The organism is Streptosporangium jomthongense (assembly GCF_042650425.1).
Lineage (GTDB): Bacteria > Actinomycetota > Actinomycetes > Streptosporangiales > Streptosporangiaceae > Streptosporangium.
In genome coordinates this window covers 88,713-113,747 of the sequence record NZ_JBHSBC010000048.1, presented here as the reverse complement: position 1 = coordinate 113,747, position 25,035 = coordinate 88,713, and the positions used below count along the sequence as shown (strand labels likewise).

Here is a 25,035-nt window from a genome sequence, read left to right as displayed (position 1 = left end):
CTTGATGTCGAGATACTTAGGGGGTTGTGATGATTCACCACGTGCAGCTCGCCTGTCCTCCCGGGAGCGAGCAACTGTCCCGCGACTTCTACGAGGGGGTGCTCGGCCTGACCGAGATCCCCAAGCCTCCTCTCCTCGCGGCCCGTGGCGGATGCTGGTTCAGGGGACACGGCATCGAACTCCACCTGGGTGTCGAGGCCGACTTCCGCCCGGCCCGCAAGGCGCACCCCGGCCTCATGGTCGAGGATCTCGACCACTGGGCCCGGCGTCTGGGCGAGGCCGGTTACCCGGTCGACTTCGCCGACGACTTCCCGGGGATGCGCCGCTTCCACAGCGCCGACCCGCACGGCAACCGCCTGGAGTTCCTCTCACCTGAGGGAGGGCGTCCGTGAACGCCCGAGGGTGAGCGCGGCGACCGCGCAGAGCAGGGCGGGTACCAGGAGGGCGCGGGCCGTGCCGGCGGGGGCCGGGGTGAGCAGGGCGCCCATCACGGCGACACCGAGGGTGGCGCCGACCTGCCTGGCCGCGTTGAGCAGGCCGCCCGCGGCGCCGGCCGTACCGGTGGGGGCCGCCGCGACGACCGTGGTGACCAGCGCGGGCAGCGCGAAGGAGACCCCGAAACCGGTGCAGAGCAGACCGGCGACCAGGAGCGGGTAGGCCGACCCGGTCGTGACCGCGACCGCGAAGATCACACCTCCCGCGGTCAGCAGGGCCAGGCCTGCGGTCACCGGCCCGCGCGGCCCCGACCTGGCGACGATCCTGCCGGTGACCAGCGGGTTGACGGCGAACGGCAGCGTCATCGGCAGGAAGGCCACCCCGGTTTCGAGCGGGGACAGCTCCAGGGTCCGCTGGAAGAGCAACGGCAGCACGAACAACACCCCGGCCATCGTGAAGTTGACCGCAGCACCGGCCAGCAGCGCGGGCGTCATACCGGGGGCCCGCAGTACGGCGGGCGCCAGGACCGGCTCGGTGCCGCGCCTCTCAAGCGCCGCGAAGGCCAACCCGGCGGCGACGGCGGCGGCACCGGACCCCAGCGCGTGGACCGGCTCGCCCGAGCCGAGCGCGATGAGCGCGTCGGTGCCCAGCCCGAGGGCGACGCAGACCGCGAGCTGGGCGGGCCAGCCGATCCCGCGGTCGCCGCGCGGGCAGCGCACCGCGCGCCCCGCCGTCAGCGCCAGTACGGCCGCCGCCAGCGGGACGTTGATCAGGAACACGGCCCGCCAGCCGGACAGGCCGACCAGCAGCCCTCCGGCGATCGGCCCGGCGGCAAGCGCGGCCCCGCTGACGGCCGCCCACACCGACAGTGCCTTGGCGCGTTCGGCGGGAACCGGGTAGAGCGTGTTGATCATCGCCATGGAGGCGGGCACGCAGGCCGCCGCCGCGGCGCCGAGCAGCGCCCGCGCCGCCACCAGCGTCCACAGGTCGGGTGACAGCGCGCTCAGCAGCGAGCCGACCCCGAAGAAGGCGACGCCCGCCCGGAAGACCCGGTGCGCGCCGAACCTGTCGCTGATCGCCCCCGCGGACAGCAACAGGGCGCCGAACACGACGGTGTAGCCCGACACGGCCCACTGCAGGCCCGCGACCGAGCCGCCGAGCGAGCGTGCCAGATCAGGTTCGGCCACCGAGAGCACGGTCATGTCGAGCAGGACCGTGAAGTAGCCGAGGGAGATGCCGAACAACGCCAGGGAACGCCTGGTGGAACCGATGGTCATGCGGGTCACTGTCGTGGGCCGGGCCGTACGGCTCCACCGGAGAGAACGCAGGCTCCGTTCGGAATATCCGAACGCTCGCCGGGGGTTCGCCCGACATGGAGCTTCGCCAGTTACAGGTCTTCGAGGCGGTCGCCAGGCACGGGACCGTCACCGACGCCGCCAACGCGCTCGGCAACGCGCCCTCCTCAGTCTCGGCGCAGATCCGCGTGCTGGAGAGGTCCCTGGGAGTGGCGCTGTTCGAACGCGGGCCCAGGGGGATGGGCCTGACCCCGGCCGGCGAGCGCATGCGGTCGTGGGCGCGGCGACTCCTCGACCAGGCCGAACAGGCCAGACTCGACGTCGCCGGAGGCGGGCGGGAGCTGCGTCTGGGTGCGCTGGAGACCATCGCCGCGACCCACGTGCCCGCGATCCTCACCCGGCTGGCCGTGCGGCGCCCCGAACTGCGGGTCGAGGTGAGCTCCGACGCCGCCAGGGACCGGCTGCTGGCCGGCGTCGCCGAGGGCGACCTGGACGCGGCGCTGCTGCTGGACGCGGGGGAGGGGCTCGGCGGGCTCGGCTTCGGCCTGCCGTCGGCGCCGCTCGACTTCCTCGACCTGGAGACCGTACGGCTCGTGCTCGTCGCCGCCCCGGGGCACCCGCTGTCCGGGAGGCGAGAGGTGACCAGACGGGACCTGCGCGGCCAGGACCTGCTGGTCAACGTGCCTGCCTGCTCGTTCTGGCTGGCCGGGGAGCGCCTGTTCGGGCAGGACATGCGCCGGGTCAGGGCGGGCGGGGTCTCCGTCATGCGCGCCTGGGCCGAACGCGGTCTCGGCGTCACCCTGCTGCCCGACTTCGCGGTCTCCGCCCAGCTCGACGAGGGCACCCTCGTACGGCTCGCCGTCGAAACCACCCCGCTGGCGCTGCGGCTCGTCTGGCGCGCCGACCGGGAGGACGTCCCCGGCCTGCGCGAGGTCCTGTACGCCGTGGCGGACCCAGGCCGTAGGTTGGGCGGGTGAGCACGTGGAGCGCGGAGCGGCGGATCTCCTCGGCGACCGGTTACCTGCTCCTGCGCCTGGGCGGTCTCGTCCGCGACCGGGTCGAGGACGAACTGCGGCGGTGGGGGATAACGGGCAAGGAACTGCGGGTGATGAGCCTCGCCGGCGACCGGGAGGCGTCACAGCGTGACCTGTGCGGACTGTCCGGCCTCGACCGCACGACGATGGTCGCGGTGATCGACAAGCTGGAGCGGCTCGGCTACGCCCGGCGGGCCCGCAGCGCGGCCGACCGGCGCAAACAGCTCGTCCTGCTGACCGAGGAGGGCAGACAGGCCGTCGAGGAGGCCGTGACACGGATGACCGAGGTGGAGGCCGACTTCCTCTCGCCCCTCGACCCGGCCGAACGCGAGCTGCTCAACGAGATGGTCGCCCGGCTCTACACGGTCCACAGCACCTCGTGAGATTACTGACCGTTTTGGTGTGACTACATAGGGAAATGGTTCCTTATGTGGATAGCGGGGGCGGCCCCTGGACTGAAGATCGACTGGGCCAGGATGCCCACCTACAACACGATCATGGCGGTCGCGGCGGGTGTGGGGCTGGTCCTGGTGGTCGCACTCGGGCACAAGGTGCTGCGCGGCAGGATCAACGACCACTTCGAGGGCTGGGCGCTGGCCTTCGGGGTGCTCGGCCTGATCCTCACGACGACCGGCCTGCACATGACGCTCACCTGGCCGCTCGCCGGGCAGGGCTTCCCCTTCGACAACATCGTCTTCGGGGAGCCCGCACTGGCCTTCGGGGCGCTGCTGTTGTTCGCGGCCTTCTACCTGTGGCGCAAGGGCGTGCTGCTGGCCGCCGCGCTGGACCGCCCCGCCCTGCTCGCCCGCACGGCGGGCCCCGTCTCCCTGTTCGTCGCGGGCATGGGGCTCGGGTGCTTCGGCATCGCGGCGGCCGGATGGACCTACACCCTGTTCGCCGCCCCGCCCCAGGAGCCCATCTCCGGGGCCTTCGCCGACATGCCGTTGCTTGAGGCGACGTTCATCTCCGGCCTCTACGTCCTGGTCGGCCTGGGCGCGGTGCTCTTCCCGCTGGCGCTGCGGGCCAAGGGGGGAGGGCTCACGACCGTCGTCGGGGTGTGCTGGGGGGTGGCCGGAATCGCCTTCACCCTGTTCGGGGCGCTGAACTACTTCACCCACATCGGCCTGATCGTCAACACCATGTAGGTCGGGGTCAGGCCAGGGCCCGGGACAGTTCGACGGCCGAGGCGGCCACCCGGGGGCCGACGACCTCGGGGTCCAGCGGGGTGAAGGAGACCACGCCGACCGACGCCTCAAGCCACGGCAGCCCGGGCACGGGCGCCGCGATGCCCCTGGCCCCCTCCTGGAGGTGCCCCTCGGTGACCACATGGCCCGTACGGCCTTCGCGCAGGGCGAGCACGGCCAGTCCTGCGGCCCCCTTGGTCAGCGGGTGACGCGACCCCTCGCGGTAGGCGACGTGCATGTCCGTCCACGACGGTTCGACGACCGCGACGGCCAGTCCGTCCTCCCCCTCGGCGACCGTGAGGTGCGCGGTCGCCCCGACCTCCTCGGCGAGCCGCCGCAGGGCGGGCAGGGCGCCCTCACGCAGCAACGGCTGTACGGCCCTGGCCAGGACGAGGACGCCGAAGCCCAGGTGGAGACGGCCCTCACCGTCCCGCCTGACGAACCCCTCGTTCTGCAGGGTGGTGAGCAGGCGGTAGACCGCCGGGCGGCTCAGCCTCAGCTCCGCGGCCAGCTCGGTCGGGGTCCGGCCGGGCCTGCCGTCGGAGAGCAGGCGCAGCAGGCGCAGACCGCGTTCAAGGGTCTGCGAGGACTCCGCGGCCATCAGGGCGTCCACAGGGCTGGGAACATGCCCCGATTATCCGTGGTGTCCCAATGTGATGTCCGCGCGGCCTCCGCCGTACGGGACCGTCGGTATGGCATTTCGGTATGGCCAAGCTGAGCTGACTGGGATATGGCGGGTTTCTGGCTATTTCCTGACTAAGCCTGTTGAGGGATCAGAGATCTGTATAGGGTGCGAAACGATCGTTTTGACTGGATCACCGGGAGTTCGGGACATGCGAATCAACCTGCGACGGACTCTTGCCGTCGGCGCGGCCGTCGCGGTCATCGGAGCGCTGGCGCCGGCTGCGGCGGCCTTCTCACAGGACGACGATCGCAGCTGCAACGATCTGATGGGTGACGACGCCCCCGCCTTCATCGTGTGCCGCTGGCTGGCCAAGCCGGACGAGGCATACGACATCGTGAAGTTCTGGAGCGCGAACGACAACGCCAACCTCAAGTCCGCCACCGCCACCGACGGCCAGTTCATCGACTGCTCGGCCCCGGGAAGCTCCTGCCCCCAGCTTGAGGGCGACGGCACCGTGGGCGACGAGAACACCCCGCTCCCCGAGGGCGCGGACGCCGACGGCGCGCCCGAGTGCGAGGCGGGCCAGGAGTGCGCGGTCGGCGGCTACCAGGAGGGCGGCGACGGCACGCAGAGCGCGCCCGAGCAGAGCAGCGGCCTCAAGCCCACCGGCCAGGCGAACACCGCCCAGAACGCCACGGCCCAGACCGCCCAGCAGGCGGCCGCCACGGTCCCGACCCCGCAGGAGGTCACCGCCGCCGCGCAGGGTCCCGTCGGCCAGGTGATCACCACCGCCAAGGGCACCGGCCTGCGCGTCTGGATCGACACCGAGCTGGCCGACGACTGGAAGGCGGGGGCGCAGAACTTCTCCGCCGCTGTCAAGCGGGTCGCCGCCCTGGCCGCCCGCCCCGAGGTCGCCGGAATCCGGTTCAGCTCCCAGCTCGGCTACAACTCGACCTTCAAGACCGACGACGAGGTGCTGGCCTTCGTCACGGCCGCCTCCGCCGCGCTGCGCCAGGCCGCGCCGGGCAAGCGTCTCGGCGTCCACACGGTCGTCCCCGAGCTGGCCTGCGGCGGTGACGAGGCCTGCAAGACCGAGATGCGCAAGCGCTACCCGCTGCTGGCCCCCGAGCGGGTCGAGTCGCACCTGATCTCCGGCCGGGTCGACCAGTTCTCCCTCGACAACGGCCTGACCTACGGCGGCTACACCGCCTGGAAGATCACCCCGGAGCAGGCCCAGGCCAACCAGTGGATCCAGGTCCGCGCCCGCGCCTGGGACGCCCTGGGCCAGGTCGCCGCCGAGGAGACCGGCCTGGTCGGCCAGGTCACCGCGGAGCAGATCGCGGCCAGGGTCTCCAAGCCCGTCCTGGACGGCTCCGCCCAGCAGGTGAACGTCTGGACCCGGGTCCAGGACGCCAAGGGCACCGTCACCCGGCTGACCGCCTGGGACGAGTTGAAGAAGCTCGCCCCGATCCAGCGTCGCATGGCCGCCGTCTACACCCCGGCGACCCCCGAGGTGGACACGGCGACCGACCTCAAGAAGATCGCCGAAACCTTCAGCCAGGTCTACCTGACGATCGCCTGACCTTCCCAGGCCGAACGCGGAAACCCCAGCCCACGACCCGAACCGTGGGACTGGGGTTTCGTGTTTCCACCGAACGGAGGAGCGCCCTGGGGCCGGTCAGAAGACCGGGCGCCAGGAGCTGCCCACGCCCTTCTCCGCCTCGAAGGCGGGTCTGGCCGTCACCGTGTCGTAGATGATGTGCAGCGCCGTGACGCGCCCGTCGTCGGCCAGTTCGAGGACGTCGACGCACTCGAAGTTCGCCGGCTGCCCCGAGGGCAGGGTCCAGTCGAAGCGGAACCAGATGGTCACCAGCGGGGCTCCGGTGACGGTCCTGCCCTGTGTCGTGCCGAGCAGCAGCAGTTTGGCGCGGCCCGTGTCGGCGAACAGCGCGGGGTAGAACTCCGCCGCGGGCATGGGGCCGTACAGGGGGGAGTGGACGATCCCTCCCTCCTGGTACAGGCCGAGCACGGCGTCGAGGTCGCCGCGTTCGAGCCCGTCAAGGTAGGCGTGAGCGAGTTCTTCCGGGGTCACGGTCTTTCACCTTCTCTGAGATCGTCGCTGTTCGGGGTCGTGAGGCGTTCGAGGATGTCGAGGTCGAGCTCCATGGCGCTGGTTCCCGGCGGCAGGTCCATGGCGCCGACCGTGTCGGGACTCAGCTGCCCGGCGTGGCCGAGCACGGTCGGACCCGCGAGCAGTGCGACACAGCGTCCGGGCAGCCACGGCGGAGGACCTCCCTCCCGGGTGGTCAGCCGCAGGCCGTCTCCTGAGGCGCCCGCGACCGTGCGGGCCGCGTCGACCAGCTCAGCCCAGCGGGGTTCTCCCGCCAGCGCGGCCGCCAGGTGGTACGGCTGCGCGGGGACGAGGTCCCGCAGCGCCCGCAGGTCGGCCTCGCCGGGCCGCGCCCCGGTGGGCACGCGGGGCGCCCGAGCCATGAGGACCGGGGAGGTGAAGACCGTGCCCTGCTCGAACAGGCCGAGGTTCGTCCGGCCGCGTGCGACGTCCCGGCGCAACGCGCCCAGCAGGCCGGGCAGCAGCGTGGTGCGCAGCTCGGGTTCGCCGGCGTCGAGCGGGTTGACGAGCGTGAGGGTGCGTCTGCGCGGGTCGTCGGCGGCCAGGCCGAGGGCGTCCCAGGCGGCGGTTCCGACGAAGGGGGAGGTCACGGTCTCGACGTATCCGGCCGAGGCCAGCGCCCTCCCGGCCGCCCGCCTGACGGTCCTGGGGCGGGACGGACCGGGCGGCTCCTCGGGCAGCGGCGTCTCACCGAGGGCGCGGATGTCGTCGAGGCCGTGTTTGAGCATCAACGTCCGCTCCACACCCACGCCGAAGGCGAATCCGCCGTACTCGGCCGGGTCGACACCGCAGGTCGCCAGCACCCTGGGGTGGACCATCCCGCAGCCGCCCCACTCGACCCATCCCGCTCCCGAGCAGGTACGGCACGCCCGTTCGGGAACGCCGCGGCAGACGGCGCACACCACGTCGATCTCGGCGGACGGCTCGGTGTAGGCGAACCAGTGGGGCCGCAGCCTGGTCACCACGCCGTGGCCGAACACCGCCGACGCGAAGTGGTCGAGCGTGCCCGCCAGGTCGGCCATGGTCAGGCCGCGGTCCACGACCAGTCCCTCGGCCTGGGTGAAGACCGGGCTGTGGGTGGCGTCGGGCGGGTCGGGGCGGAAGACACGCCCGGTGCAGATCATCCGGATCGGCGGAGGGGAGGAGAGCATGCGCCTGATCTGCACCGGGGAGGTGTGTCCCCGCAGCACCAGGCCACAGCCGCGTCCGTTGTCCGACGGGTCGGCGACGTAGAAGGTGTGGTCCCGGTCGCGGGCGAAGTGGCCCTTGTCCATGTTGAGGGCGTCGAAGGCGAACCACTCGGCCTCCACCTCGGGCCCGTCGGCGACCCGGTAGCCCAGGTCGGCGAAGACGTCCACGATCCGTTCGGACATCACGGTCACCGGATGTCGGGCGCCGGGCGGGGCGCAGGAGACGTACGGCGAGGCCGTACCGGTGTGGGGGGCGGGAACACGCCCCCCGGTCGCGGCTATCATCATCCGTCCTTCAGGGTCCAGGCGGCGATGCGCTCGTGGACCAGGTCCATCTGGTCCCACGCCCGCCTGCAGGTCTCGGCGAGCGCGGGAAAGGCCGAGGGGGGCAGGGCCGTCAGGTGGGCCCTGCCGACGTTCCTGTGGTCGTCGTCCGCCTGGGCGTGCAGGGCGAAGTAGCCGCCCTCCTCCTGGAAGATCTCCGAGGTGGTGAGACCGAACAGGTGGCCGCTCGACTCGACGACCATGTGCACGAGCACGATCCGCTGGGCCTCGTCCATCTGGTACATCTGGGCGACGAACCAGCTTCCCGCCGCTTCGAGGATCGGGTCGTAGACGTCGGTGCCCGCGTCGTACTGTTCGAGCAGCAGGCGGTCGTGACCGAGCTCCTCGCGCAGGTGCTCGCCGTACTCCGCGCGCAGGCGCTCCTCGGAGCAGGTGGCCTGGCGGGCGTGGAGCATCCGCTGGAAGTAGGTCGCCCACACGTAGAGAGCGGCCAGGAAACGCGCCCGGAGCACGGGTTCCCTGGTCAGCCTGCCGCTGTCGAACAGGGTGAACAGCGCGTTGCCCCGGTGGCGCAGGAGCAGCGTCTCGTTCAGGCGTTCGAGCTCGGCCAGCGCCTCCCCGGAGCCGCCGAAGCTCGCTCTCGGCGTGTGCCCGTCCTCGTAGAGACCGGCCCCCTCGAACTGCACGGACAGACCGTGGAACTCCTCACCGGGACGGGTGCGGAAACCGTGGTCGCTCTCCGGAGGCACACACACGACGTCCCCCTCGGACAGTTCGCGTTCGTCGGAGCCGAGCAGCAGCACCGAGCCGCTGCAGACCAGGATCATGGACTTGGTCGGATGCCGGTGCACGGCCAGGCTCTCCCCGTCGCGCAGCCGTACCCAGGCGAAGGACGGTCTGCCCGCCTCGGGCAGGAAAGCGGCCAGGGCGTCGTTGCGGCGGAAGTCGCGTTGCTGGCCGAGCTGGTGGATGTCGCCGTCGATCCTGACCGAGGTGATGGCGCGGATGTCGTGGCGGGCGACGGTCGTCACGGACAGCGCCGTGGTCGTCTCGGTGCTCATGCCTGGAGTCCTCTCCCCCGGATCGCGGCGATCCCGCCGCGTGCCATGCGGAACGTCGTTTTCCTCACACCGACCGAGGGCTCCTGCGCCGTACCGGCGGTCCCCTTGAGTACGGCGAGCAGCCGGGTGTTGTCCATGGGCCGTCCCACGGAGACGCGCACGTGCCCAGGCCAGCCCATCGGCTCGGGCAGCGTGTCGAAGCCGGCCCGCCAGAGTTCGTCGGCGAGGGCGTGTTCCCCCTCGACCGTGACGAAGCCCGCCTCGGCGAAGACGCGCCCGACTCCCGGGCATCCGGCGAGCCCGGCCGCCAGCCGGTCGCGCTCCCCGGTGAACGCCGCGATCCGTTCGCGCAGCCGCGTCGGCCGTGACAGCTCGGCGACGGCCCGCGCCGCCACCGGTCCCGGCAGGGCGTACGGAAGCCGCGTCTTGCGCAGCGCCGTGAGCAGGTCGGGATGGGCGAACACGGCGCCGAGACGCAGAGCCGCGAGGCCGAGCGCCTTGGACATCGACCGCACGACCACGAGGTTGGGGTGCTCGGGGATCAGGTGCCGGTACGACACACGCCCAGAGCACTCGACGTAGGCCTCGTCGATCACGACCAGGCCGTGGAAGGACCCAAGGAGCGCCAGGACGTCCCGTCGGTCCAGGCAGGTGCCGGTCGGGTTGCCCGGGTCGCACAGGATGACGCCCTTGACCGGGAGTGCGGCGAGCCGCTCGACGTCGAGCCGGTCGAGCCGCTCTCCCCGTAACGGGACGGGCAGGCGGGCGATCCGGTAGACCGTGGCCAGTTCGTCGAAGAGCGCGAAACTGGGCGGGGTCACGGCGACCGCGTCCGAGGCGGGTTCGAAGAACGTCCTGAAGACCAGGTCGAGGCCGTCGGCCGCGCCTCGTGTGATCAGGACGCTTTCCGGCCCCCACCGCCACCTGGGGCGGGTGAGGCCGTCGGGCACGGGCTCGACGACGTCGAGCGCGCGGGTGTAGGCGGCGACCAGGTCGTCGTTCCCGTTGTCGGGATAGTGGCGGTGCGGTCCGCCGAAGGGATTCTCGTTGTCTCTCAGATTGACCAGGTCGTGGCGTTCCCGGCGGGGCGCCGTGGGGAACGTCGGTCGCATCGACCGGATCACTTCACGTGCGAGACCTCCGGCCATGTCTCACCTCCTGCGGAGAAAGCCGGATGGAGGACCCTGGAGACCGATCGGTCGTATGCCTGGGAATCTCCGGCTGGCTCCGCGCTGTCGCGGTGAGTCGGCGGGAGGTCGGCGAGGGGACGACCGATCCGCTGCGCAGGATTGGGGTCAGCTCACGCTGGAAAGCTGAACCGGGTGTGCGTGTGGGAGTCTTTCGTGGTGCGTACGGTGCTCGGAAAAGGCGTTCAGGGGGGCGTTTCCGGGGGCACGGTGCTCATGGGCCGTGCCGTGAGCGGGCGGACGACGTGACCGTGTGACGCATTGAACCTCACCTCATCGCTACATTATGAAGCTCATTGGCTACTTTAAGTTATTAGGTCGTGAATGGAGAGTCAATAGCCCGCAAGGGCAGGAGCGAATGCTTTGCCATATCGCCGATGCACCACCGAATTTCATCTATTCAGGCGGCGTATTAGCGGATAAATCCACTTGAAGTGGTAAATGTCCGGCGACTATGGCGGAAGGTCGGGCGGGGGGCCGTCACGGCCCCCACGGCCCTCGATGAGGAGAAACGGGGGAAATCAGCCGAGATATCCGGCGAATTCCTCCAGGGAGATGAGGCCGTCGCCGTCCTGGTCGATCCTGGCCACGGCCTCGGCCGCCCCCTGAGGGGTGAGCGGCTGACCGAGCACCTCCATCAGCCGTGCGAGCTCGGGCGCCGAGATGAGGCCGTCGCCGTCCACATCGATGATCCTGAACGTCGTCGCGTAGTCTTCCGCCACGGTGTGTCTGCCTTCCAGAGGTCGGGGGGAACCGGATTCCCAGCACATTAGCGGCCCGTCCCCTCCCCGAGGAGGGGCCCGCCGAACCTCGGCGCGGGCCCCGCCCCGGGCGTCCTGAGAAGGCTCAGAGGACCGCTCCCGACCCCTCCCTCGTACGGCTCCGCGTGGCCTTGGGACGCGGCGGCGCCGCCTTGCCACGCCGCTCGAACTCGATCGCCAGCGGCGCCGCGACCAGCGCCGAGGACAGCGTGCCGACGACGATGCCGATCAGCAGCGCGACCGCGAAGTCGGTCAGCGAGTCACCCCCGAGCACGGCCAGCGCGCCGAGGATGAACAGCGCGCCGAGACCCGTGTTCACCGTACGGGGCACGGTCTGCAGGATGGCGGTGTTGACCACCTCGGCGAACGGCGCCTTGCGCCGCGCCCCCCACAGCTCGCGGACCCGGTCGAAGACCACGACCTTGTCGTTGACCGAGTAACCGATCACGGTGAGCATCGAGGCCAGGAAGACCCCGTCGATCGGCTTGCCCAGCCAGGCGAACGCGCCGATCACGGCCGCGGCGTCCACGACCAGGGCGAGCACCGTCGCCAGACCGAACGTCCAGCGGAACCGGAAGGCCAGATAGGCCAGCTGCGCGGCGAGCGCGACACCGAGCGCGATCATGGCGTTCCTGCGCAGCTCCTCGCCCAGGCTGGGGCCGATGAGCTCGTCACGCTGCTTGGTGACCGTACCGCCCCCGCCCTCCAGCGCCGTCTCGATACGCGCCTGCTCGGCCTCGCCGATCCGGCCGGTCCGCACCGAGACGCCCTCGTCCGAGGACTGCACGACCGCGTTCGGGAACCCGGCCTCGGAGACCAGTTCGCGGGCGGCGTCGGCGCTCAGCGGCTTGGTCGTGGAGTACTCCATCAGCCTGCCGCCGGTGAACTCGACGCCGAAGTCCAGCCCCCTGACCGTGATCCCGCCGATCGCCGCGACCATCAGCGCCGCGGTGACCAGGAAGTACGGCATCCGCCTGCGCATCAGGGCGGGCTGACGCTCGGTCAGCCATCTGCGGACCCGGCCGACGTCCGCCAGACCGGTCAGCTTGGGCCGCCTGGCGACCGGGGGCAGGTTCACCGCCCACTGGGCCAGCACCCGGGTGACGACCATCGCGGTGAACAGCGAGGCCACGACGCCGATGACCAGCGTGACGCCGAAGCCCCGCACCGGCCCCGAGGCCAGGAAGAACAGCAGGCCGGCGGCCAGCAGCGTCGTGATGTTGGAGTCGGCGACCGCGCTCCACGCGTTGCGGAAGCCCTTGTCGAGCGCGGGCCGCAGCCGGGGCTTGACGGCGTACTCCTCCCTGGCGCGCTCGAAGACCAGCACGTTCGCGTCGACGGCCATGCCGATCGCGAGCACGAAACCCGCCAGACCGGGCAGGGTGAGCGTGGCGCCGAGCGCGACCAGCGCGGCGTAGGAGATCAACGCGTAGCAGAGCAGGGCGATGGTGGCGATCGCCCCCGCCAGACGGTAGGTCACCACGATGAACAGCGCGGTGAGCAGCACGCCGATGACGGCGGCCTGGGCGCTGGCCAGGATGGCCGCGGCGCCGAGCGTCGGGCCGACGGTCCGCTGTTCGACGATCTCGACGGGCACGGGCAGCGAACCGCCCTTGATCAGCGCGGCCAGGTCCTGCGCCTCCTCGACGCTGAAGGAGCCGGTGATCTGCGTCGAACCGCCCGTCAGTCCGACCCGGCAGCCGACGCCCTCGTTGACCTGCGGAGAGATGAGGACCTTGTCGTCGAGCACGATGGCGACCCTGCGCTTGGGGTCGCCGGGGGCGTTGCAGGCGGCCTCGCCGGTCAGCTTCGCCCACTCCTCGCCGCCCTTGTCGCGGAAGTCCAGCGTGACGAACCAGCCGCCGCCGCTCTGCGGGTCCGTCCCCGCCTCGGCGCCGCTGACGCCGTCCCCGGTGAGCCTGGCGGGGCCGACGAGCAGCTTGGCGCCGTCCTCGTCGGGGATGACGAGCCGGCCCTTGCCGGGAGTCGTCTTCTCGTCCGCCATGCCCTCGACGGCGTGGAAGGTCAGCTGCGCGGTCTTGCCGATGACCTCGGCGGCCCTGGCCGGGTCCTGCACACCGGGCAGTTCGACGATGATGCGCCGCTCGCCGGAACGCGACAGCGGGGCGTCCGCGACACCGAGCGCGTCGGCCCTGCGCCGCAGCACCTCAAGGGTGCGGTCGGTGGCCTCGGCGTCGGCCTTGGCGGTCGGGGAGTCCCTGGTCTCCAGCACGATCTGGGTACCGCCGCGCAGGTCGAGACCGAGGCGTGGCGTCATGGTGAACGCCACGAAGAGTGAGATGGCGATGACGGCGAGCGCCGTCACCGCGCGCACCACGGGGGCACGCGACATGGAAGCCTCCACAGGCTTGGAAGAAGTCCTTGGGTTACGGCCCGCGGGTGCGCCGGAGCGCCGTTGAGGCATGACCAGGGCATGAGCAAAGGCACTGGTCAGGGCGCCGTCAGGGCATCCGCGGGCGCGCCGGGACGTTCGCGGGTACGGCGAAGCCCGGAAAGGTGTTCCGGGACGTCCCAGGCGGTTCGACCGTCAGGGAACGGGCCGGACGGCGCCGTCACTCCGGACGTGCCGGGGTGCTCCGCCGTCCCGAACGTCCCGGACGGTGTCGTCCGCCCGGCGTGTGGCCGGGCGGTCAGGTGGCGCTCAGGCGCCTGTGGAGGTGGCCGGAGGGGCTCTGGCGGGGCCGGTCCCCGGTGCCGGGGATGGGAAGGGAGCCTCGCCCGTGGCGCGGGGCCGTGGCCCGGTCGGCAGCAGGGCGGGCGTGAGGTCCGCCTGCGGGACGACGGCCGGGTGACCGCCGCTTCCCGCCGGTCCGGCCAGGATCGAGAGCAGGGCGGAGGTGAGGGTCCCCGGGAGGTGCGGGCGCTCTCCCGCCGACGACTCCTGGGAGAGCGGGCGCCGCTCCGCGATGATCGCGAAGTGCCGGGGGGCGGCGGCCGTACCGGTGAGCGAAGCCGGGGAGGGGAAGGCGCCGGGGCCGGCCGCGACGAGCAGCGGGAACAGCAGGCTGAGCAGCCACCCGAAGGGCGCGCCGTGCCTGAGCTGCCGCATGGTCCCCTCCACAGTCCGGCCTCCACCGTAGCCGTACCGGCGCCATAAGGGGAACGATCACTACTTAATACCCCCATAAACGGGTAAAGCCCGGGTAGTGCGGGCGCATGCGACTGACCCACACTGCTGATCTGTGGTGGAAGAACGCCGTCGTCTACTGCCTCGACGTCGAGACGTACAAGGACGGCAACGGCGACGGCGTCGGAGACTTCAGGGGACTCACCCAGCAGATCGACCATCTCGACCGTCTCGGGGTGACGTGCATCTGGCTGATGCCCTTCTTCCCCACCCCCGGCCGCGACGACGGCTACGACATCACCGACTTCTACTCGGTCGACCCCCGCCTGGGCACCCTCGGCGACTTCGTGGAGTTCATGCGGACCGCCAGGGACCGGGGCATCCGGGTGATCGCCGACCTGGTGGTCAACCACACCTCCGACGAGCACCCGTGGTTCCGGGAGTCCAGGTCGGGCCGGGACTCGCCGAAGCGCGACTGGTACGTCTGGCGGGACGAGCCAGGACCTTTCGACCCGAAGGCGATCGTCTTCCCCGACAAGGAGGACAGCATCTGGGAACTCGACGAGGGGAGTGGCCAGTACTACCTGCACAGCTTCTACCGCTTCCAGCCCGACCTGAACGTGGGCAACCCCGAGGTCCGCGACGAGATCGCCCGCATCCTCGGCTTCTGGATGGAGCTGGGCCTCTCCGGCTTCCGGGTCGACGCGGTGCCGTTCCTGATCGAGGGGGCCGGCGGCGACCCGCACTCCTTCCTGGCGGACCTGCGCGCCTTCATGAACCGCCGCGACGGCGGCGCGATCCTGCTGGGCGAGGTCAACCTGCCCTACCCGGACCTGATGGCCTACTTCGGTGACGGCAACGGCAACGAGGTCACCATGTGCTTCGACTTCATCGGGATGCAGCGGCTGCACCTGTCGATGGCCCGGGGTCGTCCCGCCGCCCTGGCCGAGGCCCTGCGCGAACGGCCCGCCCCGCCGAAGGACTGCCAGTGGGCCACCTTCATCCGCAACCACGACGAACTGACCCTGGACAAGCTCACCGACGCCGAGCGCCAGGAGGTCTTCGACGCCTTCGCCCCCGAGAAGGACATGCAGGTCTTCGGCCGGGGGGTACGGCGGCGCCTGCCACCGATGCTCGACGGCGACCGGCGGCGGCTCGCGCTGGCCTACAGCGTGCTGTTCTCCCTGCCCGGCACGCCGGTGCTCTTCTACGGTGAGGAGATCGGCCTCGGTGAGAACCCGGAGGGGGAGGGCCGGATGGCGGTCAGGGTCCCCATGCAGTGGACGGCCTCGGGAGGGTTCTCACCCGTCGCCGAGCGGACCCCCGTCTCCACCCCGGCCGGGCCGTACGGCCCGCGTGAGGTCAACGTCGAGACCCAGCGCCGCGACCCCGACTCGCTGCTGCGCTGGATCACCCTGCTGATCGAGCGTTACCGGGAGTCTCCGGAGCTGGCCTGGGGCGCCTACCGGGTCCTGGAGACGGCGGACGAGGCGGTGCTGGTCCACCGGGCCGACGCCGAGGGCGGCACCGTGGTCGCCGTTCACAACTTCGCCGACCGCGAGGCGAGGGCCGAGTTCGTCCTGGACGGCCTGGACGAGGGGCAGGTGCTGACCGACCTGCTGGTCGACGGCACGCTCGACCTGCCCCCCGACGGGAGGGTGAGCTTCACGCTTGAGCCGTACGGCACGCGCTGGCTGCGTGTGTCGGCGCCCGACGAGCCCCTTGAGGACGCCTCGGCCAAGGGGAGCTGACCGCTGCGGGAGGTGGCCGTCGTGGGCCGGGTGCGGGGCCACCCGTGGGACCGCATATGCTTCGCATGGCCAGATTTATGGATTTAGTGGGACTTAAAGGGAGAAATTGACCGTGTACAAGGAGTTCGCCGTCGAAGCCGTGGTGTGGCTGATCCCCGTCGTCGTCCTGCTGGGCCTGGCCTTCATGATCACTGCCTGACCGTCGATCTCCCCGGCGGCCCGGTGCCCGTTCCGCATATCAGCTTTTATGACCGTAAGTTCGGGAAAGCCGCTGAACGACCACTGGATTCGCCTGAATCGGATCACCGGCGGGGTCGCCGCGACCCCTCCGCACCTCTCCCCGCTCGTCATGCCGCCGGCCATGACGGCGGCGGTCCTGGCCGGGCGCCGGGCGCCCACGGGGAGCCGAGGACGACCTCGGCTCCCGGCCAGGACGCTCAACCACGCCACGGCCAGGCGGGGACGCCTCAGCGTTCGGCCAGGACGATCACCGAGTCACCCTCCCCGAGGGTGACCGGGCGGGACTTGTCGGGGTTGAGGACGACGCCGAAGTGCGGCGCCTCGTTCGCCCGCTCCGCCAGCCGGTAGCCGATCGCCGTCTCACCCCGGCGTCTGGCCGACTCGATCACCGTGGCGAAGCCGACCGGCGTGTCCCTACGGACGTACCGGGTCGCCGGGCGCGGGTAGATCTCCGACCCCCTGGAGTCGAAAAGGTAGCCGAACACCTCCGCCAGGTGCCGGTTCTCGGCGAGCTGGGCGAGCAGCAGGCCGATGACCGTGTCGCTGATCACGATGTCGTCGGCCTCGGTGACCTCGGCCAGGCTCCGGTTGTTCTCGTCGTGCATCTCGCTGACGATCGAGTACCGCTCGCCGAGCGCGGTCTGCATGTCCCTCAGCTGCAACAGCGTCATCAGGGTGCGGGTGTCGGCGTGCTCGGCGGGGTAGCGGTCGTCGGAGAGCACGATCACGTGCTGGTAGACGCCCAGGCCCAGCGATTCGAGCGCGTAGCGGTCGGTGGTCTCGCACTCCTTGGCGTTGACCGTCAGGTTGGCCAGCCCCTCGAAGGGGACCGCGGCGTCCGGATGGTCGGATGCGATGTCCAGCGCGGAACCGGGTGCCACGTAGCCGTCGAGGTAGTGGACGACCTGGCGGCCCCTGCCGTTCCAGTTGAGCACGAGCGTCCGCTCGGGGCCGGGCCTGACGTGCGGGGCCTCGACGATCGCCTCCTCGTCGGCCTCGGCGCCGCCCTCGGCGAGGTGGATCAGCGAGTCGTCCTGGGCGATCACGATGACCTCGTCCCGCGCCGTGATCACCGTGTCCGCCGGCGGGTTCAGCATGACGCCGCCGGGGCCCCGCAGCCCGATGACCGTGGCCGTCCGGTAGGCCGGGAGCGCCTGGCCGTACGTCAGGCCGGTGAGGTCGGGGTCGGAACGCAGGTAGATCTCTCCGGCGTCGAAGTTGAGCAGGTCCATGCAGACGACCGACATGCCCGACTGCCTCGACGACTGCACGATGAGCCGGGAGGCGGTGTCGTCGGAGTCAACCAGGTGGACGTCGGGGCCGCCCGCGAGCCGGGCGGCGGCCATGTTCGCGGTGCGGGCGATCGCGGCGACCACGGGAGGGTGGTCGCCCGCCCGCTTGGCCAGCGCGAGCAGCGTCTTGATGACGTGCGCGTCCGGGTCGTCGCCCTGAGGGGACAGGACGACCACCGAGCGGGCGGCGTCGAGGTTCATCAGGTCGAGGTCGGTGGGCTCGGTCGGCCGCCCGGTCCTGCAGACCAGCTTGGTCCTGCCGAGGTCCCCCACGTGACGGCGGATCTCGTCCTCCATCCGGGACTTGTCCCGGTCGGCGAGGACCGTGATGACCGACCCCCTGCCGCTCGCGTGCGCCTGGATCAGCTCGGTGACGATCGTGAAGACCTGCTCGGACCAGCCGAGGACCACGATGTGGCCGTTCTCGATGATCCGGGACCTGCCCTCACGCAGCTGCTCGAACTTGGTCTTGAGCCCGTTGGAGAGCACGCCGACCAGGGCGCTGACGATGAACAGGCCACCCATGGAGGCGATGAACATCAGGGCGACGAACAGGATGCTTCCGGTGTCGCTGGCGACCTTGCCGGGACTCAGCGTGCGCATCAGCGAGACCCACAGCATGCCGGGCAGACCGCTGTTGCGCGCGGCGTCCTTGGGAGTCAGCCACAGGCTGAGCAGGCTGACCAGCACGATCAGCCCCAGCGAGATGAGGGCCAGCCAGCCGATCAACGCCACCGTGCCCCGCGACATGGTGTTGTCGAACCAGTACCGTAACCGCTCCCGGACCGTCGGCCTTGACACGGACCCCTCCCCGTAGGTGAACACCGGACCAACAATCGCACAAAAGTTGCATGTCGCTCTGGTGTTCGCAAATTCATGAAATATAGCGCGTTTTCCGTGTTTCTCGTGCCGTGCCGGGGCGGAGCCGGAGCTTTACGGCCGCCGGGCCGGCAGCACGACGATCCGCCGCAGGTCGACGTGCCGGGGACGGCTCGTCGCACAGGCGATCAGGCCGGCGCCGTCCTCGGCCGAGAGCGCGCCGACGGCCTCGAACGTCCGGCCGAGCCGGCCGTCGAGGACCGGCTCCGGCCTGCCGGTGCGCACGACCGTGCCGGGCTCGGAGCCGGCGGGTGAACTCGCCCTGACCACGCGGGGCGCGTCCCTCAACCGGTCGTGAGCTTCGTCCACGGCCCCGGGGGATGGTCGTCCCTGGGCAGCCACAGCGAGGGCTGCAGGTCACGCAGCCGGGGCGTCGCCTGGGCGTCCCAGGGGAACAGGCCCACCCTGTCCGGCCAGACGACCTCCATGAAGGACAGCGGGGGCCTGCGGTAGAAACGCAGCGCCACACCGAACAGCGAGCGGTACCAGCTGTGGTCGACCGTACGCGTGACGACCGGGTAGTTCCTGATGACGTCGTCCCGCTCCTGGCCGTCCGCCATCAGGTGACCGGCCGCGACCCGGTCGGCGAGGGTGTTCAGGCAGCGGCGCATCACCTCGACGTCCAGCCCGAACATGGCCGCCTCCGGCGACCTGAAGGTGTGCCACAGCCCGACGGTGAACGCCCACCCGGGGCCGTCCTCGTCCTCGGGGACCATGACCACGGCCCACCCGTCACGCTCGACCCTCCGTACGGTGCCGCGGTCGAACTCGTCGAGTTCCTCGTCGTGCGCGGCGCAGAGCGGACATTGGCAGATGAGCCGGTCGAACATGCCTCTGAGCGTAGTGGTCAGGTGGTCTGCCGCATTTGAGGGGCTTGCCAAGGTTGCGTGTGGGGGTGTCCCGGCCTCGCGAAACTGTCGGTGGCGGCCCCTAATCTGTCGGAGCAGGGTTCCCGCCGGGCCCCGCTGGACGACCCGAAGGGCCCACGCCGTGACGACCCACAACGACACCCTCACCGGTGAGCGCGCCGACCTGCTGGAGACGCTGAGCGCGCACCGGGCCTTCCTGCGAGGCACGGTCGACGGCCTCACCGACGAGCAGGCCGCGACGCGCACCACCGTGAGCGAGCTGTGCCTGGGCGGGCTCATCAAGCACGTGGCGAACGTCGAGGCCCGCTGGATGCGCTTCGCGACCGGTGACCCCGAGGCGATGACGATGAACGAGACCGACTGGACCGGCCAGTTCCGCATGCTCGACGGCGAGACGCTCGAAAGCCTGCTCGCCGCCTACGAGGAGGTCGCCCGCACGACCGACGAGCTGGTCGCGACACTCGACCTGGACGTCTCGTATCCCCTGCCGCAGGCCCCGTGGTTCCCGCCGAACGCGCGCAGGTCGGTGCGCCGGGTCCTGCTCCACCTCATCGCCGAGACCTCCCAGCACGCGGGTCACGCCGACATCATCCGCGAGTCCCTCGACGGCGCCAAGAGCATGGGCTGACCCCCCGCGGGTCCCGTGCCCGGGCGCTTTCGGCGGCGGTCCACCTGCCCGGTGGGCCGCCCGGCTCAGTCTGAGGACACACCTTCACCGCACGGCACGCCGCCCTCCGGGCCCTTCGGAGCCGCCCCCTGCCGGGCCCCGGCCTCGGTGGCCTCGAAGAGCCCCACGAGGGTCCGCAGCCCCTCCAGGATCTCGGCTCCGGTCGGCGCCTGCTCCGGGTCGGCCAGCCACTGCATCATCACGCCGGACAGCAGGGCCAGCTGCACCGAGCCGAGGGTGCGCGTCGTGCCCTCCTGGAGCGCGTCCTCCTCCACTCCCAGCAAGATCGAGGCCAGCCCCCGGCGGCCCTCCCGCTGGCCGTCGGCGAGATACCTCCGCAACTCCGGTGAGTGCTCGGCCTGCACCAGCGCCTCGACGCTGGCCGCCCACAGCTTCCTGTGGGTGCCGAACGACTTCGACAGCCGTGTCCACAGGGCCTCGTACCGCTCCTCGGGGGTCGCGGTGAGGTCGTCGTAGACGGCGGAGGCCGTCTGCCCGGTCTCCAGGCCCCACTCGTCGATCGCCTGGATGAGCGCCGCGTTCAGCAGCGCCTCCCGCGAGCCGAAGTGGTAGCCGATGGCCGCCATGCTCACCCCGGCCGCCGCCGCGATGTCGCGCACGGTCGTTCGCGCCCACCCCTTCTCCTCCAGGCAGCGCCTCGCCCCGGCGAGCAGGTCCTCGCGATTTCCCATAGCGGGATGCTACTCGCCCTGTTCACGGCGCCACGCTCTCTTGCGCAAATGCCTTAGGCATACGCATTGCGCAAATGCCCAAATCGCCGGTATCTTCATGACAGGCGAGAGAGCGGGCCGTACCGGCACCCGCTCGCGAAGCCGTACGGAAGCCGAGTTGAGGAGAGAACCATGAACCATGTCATCGCGCCGACGGTGGCCCCGGTGCGGGCGGGGCTGGACATCGCGGGCCGCCGCCTGTCCTACGTCGACTTCGGCGGGCCGGGGCGTCCGCTGCTCGCCCTGCACGGGCACCTGTCGGAGGGAACGAGCTTCGCCGCCGTCGCCGCCGGGCTGGCTCCCGAGTGGCGGGTCATCGCACCCGACCAGCGGGGACACGGCGAGTCCGGCCGGGCCGTCGACTACTCCCGCGAGGGCTACCTGGCCGACATCCTCGCCCTGCTCGACCACCTCGGCCTCGACCGGGTGGTGGTGATGGGCCACTCACTGGGCGGCATCAACGCCTACCACCTCGCCGCCCGTCACCCCGAGCGGGTCACCGCCCTCGTCAACGCGGACGCGCCGGTCGTCCTCGGCATCGACGGGGAGCCCAACCCGCTGGCGTTCCTGGAAAGCCTGCCTTACCAGGCGCCCACCCGTGAGGGGCTGGTCGAGGCGCTCGGCGAGGCCGCCCCCTACTTCACCAAGACCCTGCGGGAGAACCCCGACGGCACCTGGCGCCTGCCCTTCCACCCCCAGGACATGCTCGCCTCCGAGGAGCTCAACCGGGGTGACCACTGGGCCGCCTGGCTCGCCACCACCTGCCCCGCCCTCGTTATCCGGGGCACGAAGGGCAGCGTCATCCCCGCCGACCAGGTCCAGGCCATGATCGACCGCCGTCCGAACACCCGCCTCGCCGAACTGGCCACCGACCACTTCGTCTACGCCGGCGACCCCGAGGGCTTCACCGCGGCCGTCCGCGGGTTCCTCGGCTCCCTGGCCTAGGGTCCCGGGGTCAGCCCCCCGAGGCGTTCGGCCTTCGAGCGCAGGTAGCGCTGCTCGGGGATGCTGGCCGTGTGCCGGGCGGCCAGGAGGTACTCCTCGTGGGCCGCGCGCGGGTCGTCGGCCATCTCCAGCAGGTGGGCGCGCACCGCGCGGAAACGATGGTGCCTGGCCATCCGGTCGTCGCCCTCCAACTCCTCAAGGAGCAGCAGACCGGCCCTCGGTCCCTCGGTCATGGCGACGGCGACGGCCCGGTTGAGCGTGACCATCGGGTTGGGCGTGAGCCGTTCGAGGATCTTGTAGAGGATCGCGATCTGCGTCCAGTCGGTGTCCTCGGGGTCGGCCGCCTCGGCGTGCACGGCCGCGATGGCGGCCTGGAGCTGGTACGGGCCCAGACCGGAGCGCGACATGGCCCCGGTGACCAGCGCCGTGCCCTCCGCGATCGCGGCGGCGTCCCAGCGAGACCTGTCCTGCTCGGCCAGGGGAATCAACGCGCCGTCGGCACCGGTCCTCGCGGGTCGCCGCGCCTCGGTCAGCAGCATGAGCGCCAGCAGCCCGGCCACCTCCCCGTCTTCGGGAAGCCGCCGCAGCACCGCGCGCGTCAGCCGTACGGCCTCGCGGGTCAGGTCGGTCCGGTGCAGGTCGGGGCCGCAGGTGGCGGTGTAACCCTCGTTGAAGATCAGATAGAGCACCTGGAGGACCACGCGCAGCCGTTCGGCCCGCTCGTGCTCCGGCGGCTCCTCGAAACGCGCGCCCGCGGCCCTGATGCGCTGCTTGGCCCGGCTGATGCGGGGCGCCATGGTCGCCTCGGGGACGAGAAAGGCACGGGCGATCTCCGCGGCGGTGAGCCCGCCGACCGCGCGCAGGGTCAGCGCCACCTGGGAGCCCGGGGTCAGCGCGGGGTGGCAGCACAGGAACAGCAGGGTCAGGGTGTCGTCCCGGTCACCCCACGAGTGCTCGTCGGGCCCCGGTACGACCTCGGGGAGCTGCGCCGCGACGGTGGCCTCGCGGCGGCGCCTGGCCTGCTCGGCGCGGAGCAGGTCGACCAGGCGGCGGGAGGCGACGGTCGTCATCCACCCGCGCGGGTTGTCGGGGACCCCTTCGACCGGCCACTGCTGCGCCGCGGCCAGCAGCGCCTCCTGGACGGCGTCCTCGCAGAGCCCGAAGTCGTCGTACCTGCGGGCGAGCGTGCCGAGAACCTGCGGCGCGAGCGAGCGCAGCAAGTCCTCGAATCCGTTCGCGGCTGTCATGCCCCTCCGCTCACCTCAGGGCTGTCCGGCCTCCAGTGTCACACCGGGCTTCCCGCAGAGAACATGATGGGCCGGACCTCGATGCCGATGCCGGGTACGGAGGCGTCCGGGATCATCGCGGCCAGTTCGAACGCGCGCTCCCTGCTCTCGCAGTCGATCATGTAGAAGCCCGCGAGATACTCCTTGGTCTCCAGGTAGGGGCCGTCGGAGACCACCGGGACACCGCCGTTCACCCGGACGACGGCGCTGGTCGAGGGACCTTCGAGCACCTGGTGACCGACCAGCTCGCCGGACTCCTCGACCGCTTTGATGAACGGCTGGTGGCCGTTCATGATCTCCTTGCGTTCCTCCTCGGTCAGCGAGTCCCAGATCTCGGGGTTCATGTGCATGATCAGCAGGAACTTCACGGGGTTCTCCTCTCGGCCCGTACCGGCTTTCCACGGTGAGGTCGGAGACGGCGTCGAATTCTTGACTCCCCGGCGCAAGATCTGAGAACCCGTTCCGACCTCTCAGTGAGAGGTAACCCTATCTGTCACCTCCTCACCAACGGGACGCATCCACGAAGAGGAGCCCAATATGTCCGTCAGTAATACGGAGGAGACCGAGCCAAAGGCGACAAGGCGCACCTGGATGGGGCTGGCGGTGCTGGCGCTGCCCACGCTGCTGGTCGCGCTGGACATGAACGTGCTGTTCCTGGCGTTGCCGAGGCTGACCGCCGAGCTGGGCGCCGACAGCGTCGAACAGCTGTGGATCACCGACGCCTACGGGTTCATGGTCGCCGGACTGGTGATCACGATGGGCACGCTCGGCGACCGGATCGGGCGGCGCAAGTTGCTGCTGACCGGGGCGGTGTTCTTCGCGATCGCCTCGCTGGCCAGCGCCTACGCGCCCAACCCGACGGTGCTGATCGCGGCCAGGACGGTGCTGGGCATCGCGGGCGCGACGGTGATGCCGTCCACCCTGGCCCTGATCACCAACATGTTCCGCGACGGCCAGGAGCGTGGCAAGGCCATCGCCGTGTGGGCCACCTGCAACTTCACCGGCGCCGCGCTCGGCCCGGTGGTCGGCGGCATCCTGCTCGACCACTTCTGGTGGGGGTCGGTGTTCCTGATGGCCCTGCCGATCATGGTGGTCGTGCTCATCGCCGGGCCGCTGGTGCTGCCGGAGTTCCGCCCGCCGCAGGCCGGACGGCTCGACCTCACCAGCGTCCTGCTGTCCATGCTGGCGATCCTGCCGATCGTGTACGGGATCAAGACCCTCGCCACCGGGAACGGCACGGCCACCGTGTCCGTCGTGGCGATCCTGGTCGGCCTGGTGTTCGCGATCGTCTTCGTCCGCCGCCAGCTCCGCCTGGAGAACCCCCTGCTCGACCTGCGCCTGTTCACCCGGCGCTCGTTCGCCCTGGTCGTGCTCGCGCTCTCGCTAGCCGGGATCGTGATGGCCGGTGTCGGCCTGCTGGTCACCCAGTTCCTGCAGAGCGTGCTCGGCTACTCCCCGCTGGTCTCGGCCCTGTGGTTCGCGCCGATGGGCCTTGCGGTCGCGGTCGGCACGATGGTCACCCCGGCCTTCACCAAGTCCCTCAAGCCCAGCGTCGCCATCGCCGGTGGCCTGGCGGTCTCCACGCTCGGCGCCGCCGTACTGATCGTGGTGAACTCGACGTGGGGGCCGGTGCCGGTCGTGATCGGCATCGCGATCCTGGCGGTGGGCACCGGGCCGCTCTTCACGATCGGCACCGGGCTGGTCGTCGGTTCGGTCCCGCCCGAGCGCGCGGGCTCAGCGGCGGCCATGTCGGAGACCGCGAACTTCCTCGGTGGCGCGCTCGGTCTGGCCCTGCTCGGCACGATCGGGGCGGCCGTCTACCAGCACCAGATGACCGGGGCCGTCCCCGAAGGGGTGCCCGCGGCGGCGGCGGAAACCGCCCGCGAGACCGTCGCGGGGGCCTCCTCCGTCGCGGCGAGCCTGCCCGCCGACCAGGCCGGCGAACTGTTGCGGCAGGCGCACGGCGCCTTCACCGCGGGCCTCAACGCGGCCGGTGTGCTCTCCACCGTCATCTTCGGTCTCTTCGCCGTTCTGGCCGCGGTCTTCTTCCGCAGGGCGGGCGGTGAGCAGAGCTGACCACGCCCCGAGTCCCCGGTCCG

General features: G+C 71.0%; 24 protein-coding genes. 9 read left to right on the top strand and 15 right to left on the bottom strand.

Annotation, left to right across the window (positions count from 1 at the left end):
• Positions 1–29 precede the first annotated feature (29 nt).
• On the top strand, positions 30–392 hold the full coding sequence (locus tag ACFOYY_RS36360) for a VOC family protein (RefSeq protein ID WP_352014250.1): 363 nt from the start codon (positions 30–32) through the stop codon (positions 390–392).
• Here the strand turns inward: ACFOYY_RS36360 and ACFOYY_RS36355 are convergent.
• A complete protein-coding gene (locus ACFOYY_RS36355; protein WP_386195780.1) occupies positions 369–1,712 on the bottom strand; it encodes an MFS transporter in 1,344 nt (447 codons plus the stop codon). The two genes, ACFOYY_RS36360 and ACFOYY_RS36355, sit on opposite strands and share 24 nt — an antisense overlap.
• Before the next feature lie 95 nt (positions 1,713–1,807).
• Here ACFOYY_RS36355 and ACFOYY_RS36350 point away from each other — a divergent pair, with 95 nt between their 5' ends.
• Genes ACFOYY_RS36350 through ACFOYY_RS36340 form a run of 3 tightly spaced genes read left to right on the top strand, consistent with a single transcriptional unit; the run spans position 1,808 to position 3,909 of the window.
• Positions 1,808–2,707 carry a LysR family transcriptional regulator gene (locus ACFOYY_RS36350; protein WP_386195778.1) on the top strand — a complete coding sequence of 300 codons (900 nt, stop codon included), beginning with the start codon at positions 1,808–1,810 and terminating at the stop codon, positions 2,705–2,707.
• Entirely contained in the window at positions 2,704–3,147 is a 444-nt protein-coding gene (locus ACFOYY_RS36345) for a MarR family winged helix-turn-helix transcriptional regulator (RefSeq protein WP_362917648.1), read from the top strand. The genes ACFOYY_RS36350 and ACFOYY_RS36345 overlap by 4 nt, the downstream gene beginning before the upstream one ends.
• Before the next feature lie 45 nt (positions 3,148–3,192).
• The gene (locus ACFOYY_RS36340) at positions 3,193–3,909 is read left to right on the top strand and encodes a DUF981 family protein (RefSeq protein WP_352014246.1); all 717 of its coding nucleotides are present in this window, start codon (positions 3,193–3,195) and stop codon (positions 3,907–3,909) included.
• A 7-nt stretch (positions 3,910–3,916) separates the two neighbouring features.
• On the opposite strand, the gene ACFOYY_RS36335 is transcribed toward ACFOYY_RS36340, so the two are convergent.
• On the bottom strand, positions 3,917–4,549 hold the full coding sequence (locus tag ACFOYY_RS36335; protein WP_386195776.1) for an IclR family transcriptional regulator: 633 nt from the start codon (positions 4,547–4,549) through the stop codon (positions 3,917–3,919).
• 232 nt (positions 4,550–4,781) lie between these two features.
• On the opposite strand from ACFOYY_RS36335, the gene ACFOYY_RS36330 reads away from it, so the two are divergent.
• Positions 4,782–6,155 carry a hypothetical protein gene (locus tag ACFOYY_RS36330; RefSeq protein ID WP_386195774.1) on the top strand — a complete coding sequence of 458 codons (1,374 nt, stop codon included), beginning with the start codon at positions 4,782–4,784 and terminating at the stop codon, positions 6,153–6,155.
• 96 nt (positions 6,156–6,251) lie between these two features.
• Here the strand turns inward: ACFOYY_RS36330 and ACFOYY_RS36325 are convergent, their stop codons facing one another.
• The 7 genes from ACFOYY_RS36325 to ACFOYY_RS36295 form a co-directional block, all read right to left on the bottom strand.
• A complete protein-coding gene (locus tag ACFOYY_RS36325) occupies positions 6,252–6,665 on the bottom strand; it encodes a nuclear transport factor 2 family protein (RefSeq protein ID WP_352014243.1) in 414 nt (137 codons plus the stop codon).
• The gene (locus ACFOYY_RS36320) at positions 6,662–8,182 is read right to left on the bottom strand and encodes a tRNA ligase subunit PheS family protein (protein ID WP_386195772.1); all 1,521 of its coding nucleotides are present in this window, start codon (positions 8,180–8,182) and stop codon (positions 6,662–6,664) included. Before ACFOYY_RS36320 ends, ACFOYY_RS36325 begins: the two co-directional genes overlap by 4 nt.
• On the bottom strand, positions 8,179–9,240 hold the full coding sequence (locus ACFOYY_RS36315; protein WP_352014241.1) for a cupin domain-containing protein: 1,062 nt from the start codon (positions 9,238–9,240) through the stop codon (positions 8,179–8,181). Before ACFOYY_RS36315 ends, ACFOYY_RS36320 begins: the two co-directional genes overlap by 4 nt.
• On the bottom strand, positions 9,237–10,352 hold the full coding sequence (locus ACFOYY_RS36310) for an aminotransferase class I/II-fold pyridoxal phosphate-dependent enzyme (RefSeq protein WP_352014240.1): 1,116 nt from the start codon (positions 10,350–10,352) through the stop codon (positions 9,237–9,239). The genes ACFOYY_RS36315 and ACFOYY_RS36310 overlap by 4 nt, the downstream gene beginning before the upstream one ends.
• Positions 10,353–10,948: 596 nt before the next feature.
• Positions 10,949–11,149: an EF-hand domain-containing protein gene (locus ACFOYY_RS36305; protein WP_352014239.1), complete on the bottom strand. Its 201-nt coding sequence runs from the start codon at positions 11,147–11,149 to the stop codon at positions 10,949–10,951.
• 124 nt (positions 11,150–11,273) lie between these two features.
• Positions 11,274–13,541, bottom strand: coding sequence for a protein translocase subunit SecD (secD, locus tag ACFOYY_RS36300; RefSeq protein ID WP_386195769.1), 2,268 nt, complete (start codon positions 13,539–13,541; stop codon positions 11,274–11,276).
• Between the two features lie 309 nt (positions 13,542–13,850).
• The gene (locus ACFOYY_RS36295; protein WP_386195767.1) at positions 13,851–14,258 is read right to left on the bottom strand and encodes a hypothetical protein; all 408 of its coding nucleotides are present in this window, start codon (positions 14,256–14,258) and stop codon (positions 13,851–13,853) included.
• A gap of 107 nt (positions 14,259–14,365) precedes the next feature.
• On the opposite strand from ACFOYY_RS36295, the gene ACFOYY_RS36290 reads away from it, so the two are divergent.
• Positions 14,366–16,027 carry an alpha-amylase family protein gene (locus tag ACFOYY_RS36290; protein ID WP_386195765.1) on the top strand — a complete coding sequence of 554 codons (1,662 nt, stop codon included), beginning with the start codon at positions 14,366–14,368 and terminating at the stop codon, positions 16,025–16,027.
• 467 nt (positions 16,028–16,494) lie between these two features.
• Here the strand turns inward: ACFOYY_RS36290 and ACFOYY_RS36285 are convergent, their stop codons facing one another.
• The 3 genes from ACFOYY_RS36285 to ACFOYY_RS36275 form a co-directional block, all read right to left on the bottom strand.
• A complete protein-coding gene (locus ACFOYY_RS36285) occupies positions 16,495–18,360 on the bottom strand; it encodes a CASTOR/POLLUX-related putative ion channel (RefSeq protein WP_386195764.1) in 1,866 nt (621 codons plus the stop codon).
• A 132-nt stretch (positions 18,361–18,492) separates the two neighbouring features.
• A complete protein-coding gene (locus ACFOYY_RS36280) occupies positions 18,493–18,747 on the bottom strand; it encodes a hypothetical protein (RefSeq protein WP_386195762.1) in 255 nt (84 codons plus the stop codon).
• Positions 18,723–19,268, bottom strand: coding sequence for a DUF4262 domain-containing protein (locus ACFOYY_RS36275; protein WP_386195760.1), 546 nt, complete (start codon positions 19,266–19,268; stop codon positions 18,723–18,725). Before ACFOYY_RS36275 ends, ACFOYY_RS36280 begins: the two co-directional genes overlap by 25 nt.
• 160 nt (positions 19,269–19,428) lie before the next feature.
• On the opposite strand from ACFOYY_RS36275, the gene ACFOYY_RS36270 reads away from it, so the two are divergent.
• Complete coding sequence (locus ACFOYY_RS36270; protein ID WP_352014232.1) at positions 19,429–19,935, top strand: DinB family protein; 507 nt, start codon at positions 19,429–19,431, stop codon at positions 19,933–19,935.
• Between the two features lie 65 nt (positions 19,936–20,000).
• On the opposite strand, the gene ACFOYY_RS36265 is transcribed toward ACFOYY_RS36270, so the two are convergent.
• Complete coding sequence (locus ACFOYY_RS36265) at positions 20,001–20,666, bottom strand: TetR/AcrR family transcriptional regulator (RefSeq protein ID WP_386195758.1); 666 nt, start codon at positions 20,664–20,666, stop codon at positions 20,001–20,003.
• 171 nt (positions 20,667–20,837) lie between these two features.
• Between ACFOYY_RS36265 and ACFOYY_RS36260 the strand changes: the two genes are divergently transcribed.
• Positions 20,838–21,650, top strand: coding sequence for an alpha/beta fold hydrolase (locus ACFOYY_RS36260; RefSeq protein WP_386195756.1), 813 nt, complete (start codon positions 20,838–20,840; stop codon positions 21,648–21,650).
• Here ACFOYY_RS36260 and ACFOYY_RS36255 read toward each other — a convergent pair.
• Complete coding sequence (locus tag ACFOYY_RS36255; protein ID WP_386195754.1) at positions 21,647–22,897, bottom strand: RNA polymerase sigma factor; 1,251 nt, start codon at positions 22,895–22,897, stop codon at positions 21,647–21,649. The genes ACFOYY_RS36260 and ACFOYY_RS36255 overlap by 4 nt on opposite strands.
• Positions 22,898–22,935: 38 nt before the next feature.
• Positions 22,936–23,304: a YciI family protein gene (locus ACFOYY_RS36250; RefSeq protein ID WP_352014228.1), complete on the bottom strand. Its 369-nt coding sequence runs from the start codon at positions 23,302–23,304 to the stop codon at positions 22,936–22,938.
• Between the two features lie 169 nt (positions 23,305–23,473).
• Here ACFOYY_RS36250 and ACFOYY_RS36245 point away from each other — a divergent pair, with 169 nt between their 5' ends.
• Complete coding sequence (locus ACFOYY_RS36245; protein ID WP_362779360.1) at positions 23,474–25,012, top strand: MFS transporter; 1,539 nt, start codon at positions 23,474–23,476, stop codon at positions 25,010–25,012.
• The last annotated feature ends 23 nt before the right edge of the window (positions 25,013–25,035 follow it).

Coding starts and splice junctions, on each gene's coding strand:
- ACFOYY_RS36360 (WP_352014250.1), top strand. CDS start 30: ATGATTCACCACGTGCAGCTCGCCTGTCCTCCCGGGAGCGAGCAACTG.
- ACFOYY_RS36355 (WP_386195780.1), bottom strand. CDS start 1,712: ATGACCATCGGTTCCACCAGGCGTTCCCTGGCGTTGTTCGGCATCTCC.
- ACFOYY_RS36350 (WP_386195778.1), top strand. CDS start 1,808: ATGGAGCTTCGCCAGTTACAGGTCTTCGAGGCGGTCGCCAGGCACGGG.
- ACFOYY_RS36340 (WP_352014246.1), top strand. CDS start 3,193: ATGTGGATAGCGGGGGCGGCCCCTGGACTGAAGATCGACTGGGCCAGG.
- ACFOYY_RS36335 (WP_386195776.1), bottom strand. CDS start 4,549: ATGGCCGCGGAGTCCTCGCAGACCCTTGAACGCGGTCTGCGCCTGCTG.
- ACFOYY_RS36330 (WP_386195774.1), top strand. CDS start 4,782: ATGCGAATCAACCTGCGACGGACTCTTGCCGTCGGCGCGGCCGTCGCG.
- ACFOYY_RS36320 (WP_386195772.1), bottom strand. CDS start 8,182: ATGATGATAGCCGCGACCGGGGGGCGTGTTCCCGCCCCCCACACCGGT.
- ACFOYY_RS36315 (WP_352014241.1), bottom strand. CDS start 9,240: ATGAGCACCGAGACGACCACGGCGCTGTCCGTGACGACCGTCGCCCGC.
- ACFOYY_RS36310 (WP_352014240.1), bottom strand. CDS start 10,352: ATGCGACCGACGTTCCCCACGGCGCCCCGCCGGGAACGCCACGACCTG.
- secD (WP_386195769.1), bottom strand. CDS start 13,541: ATGTCGCGTGCCCCCGTGGTGCGCGCGGTGACGGCGCTCGCCGTCATC.
- ACFOYY_RS36295 (WP_386195767.1), bottom strand. CDS start 14,258: ATGCGGCAGCTCAGGCACGGCGCGCCCTTCGGGTGGCTGCTCAGCCTG.
- ACFOYY_RS36290 (WP_386195765.1), top strand. CDS start 14,366: ATGCGACTGACCCACACTGCTGATCTGTGGTGGAAGAACGCCGTCGTC.
- ACFOYY_RS36275 (WP_386195760.1), bottom strand. CDS start 19,268: ATGTTCGACCGGCTCATCTGCCAATGTCCGCTCTGCGCCGCGCACGAC.
- ACFOYY_RS36265 (WP_386195758.1), bottom strand. CDS start 20,666: ATGGGAAATCGCGAGGACCTGCTCGCCGGGGCGAGGCGCTGCCTGGAG.
- ACFOYY_RS36260 (WP_386195756.1), top strand. CDS start 20,838: ATGAACCATGTCATCGCGCCGACGGTGGCCCCGGTGCGGGCGGGGCTG.
- ACFOYY_RS36255 (WP_386195754.1), bottom strand. CDS start 22,897: ATGACAGCCGCGAACGGATTCGAGGACTTGCTGCGCTCGCTCGCGCCG.
- ACFOYY_RS36245 (WP_362779360.1), top strand. CDS start 23,474: ATGTCCGTCAGTAATACGGAGGAGACCGAGCCAAAGGCGACAAGGCGC.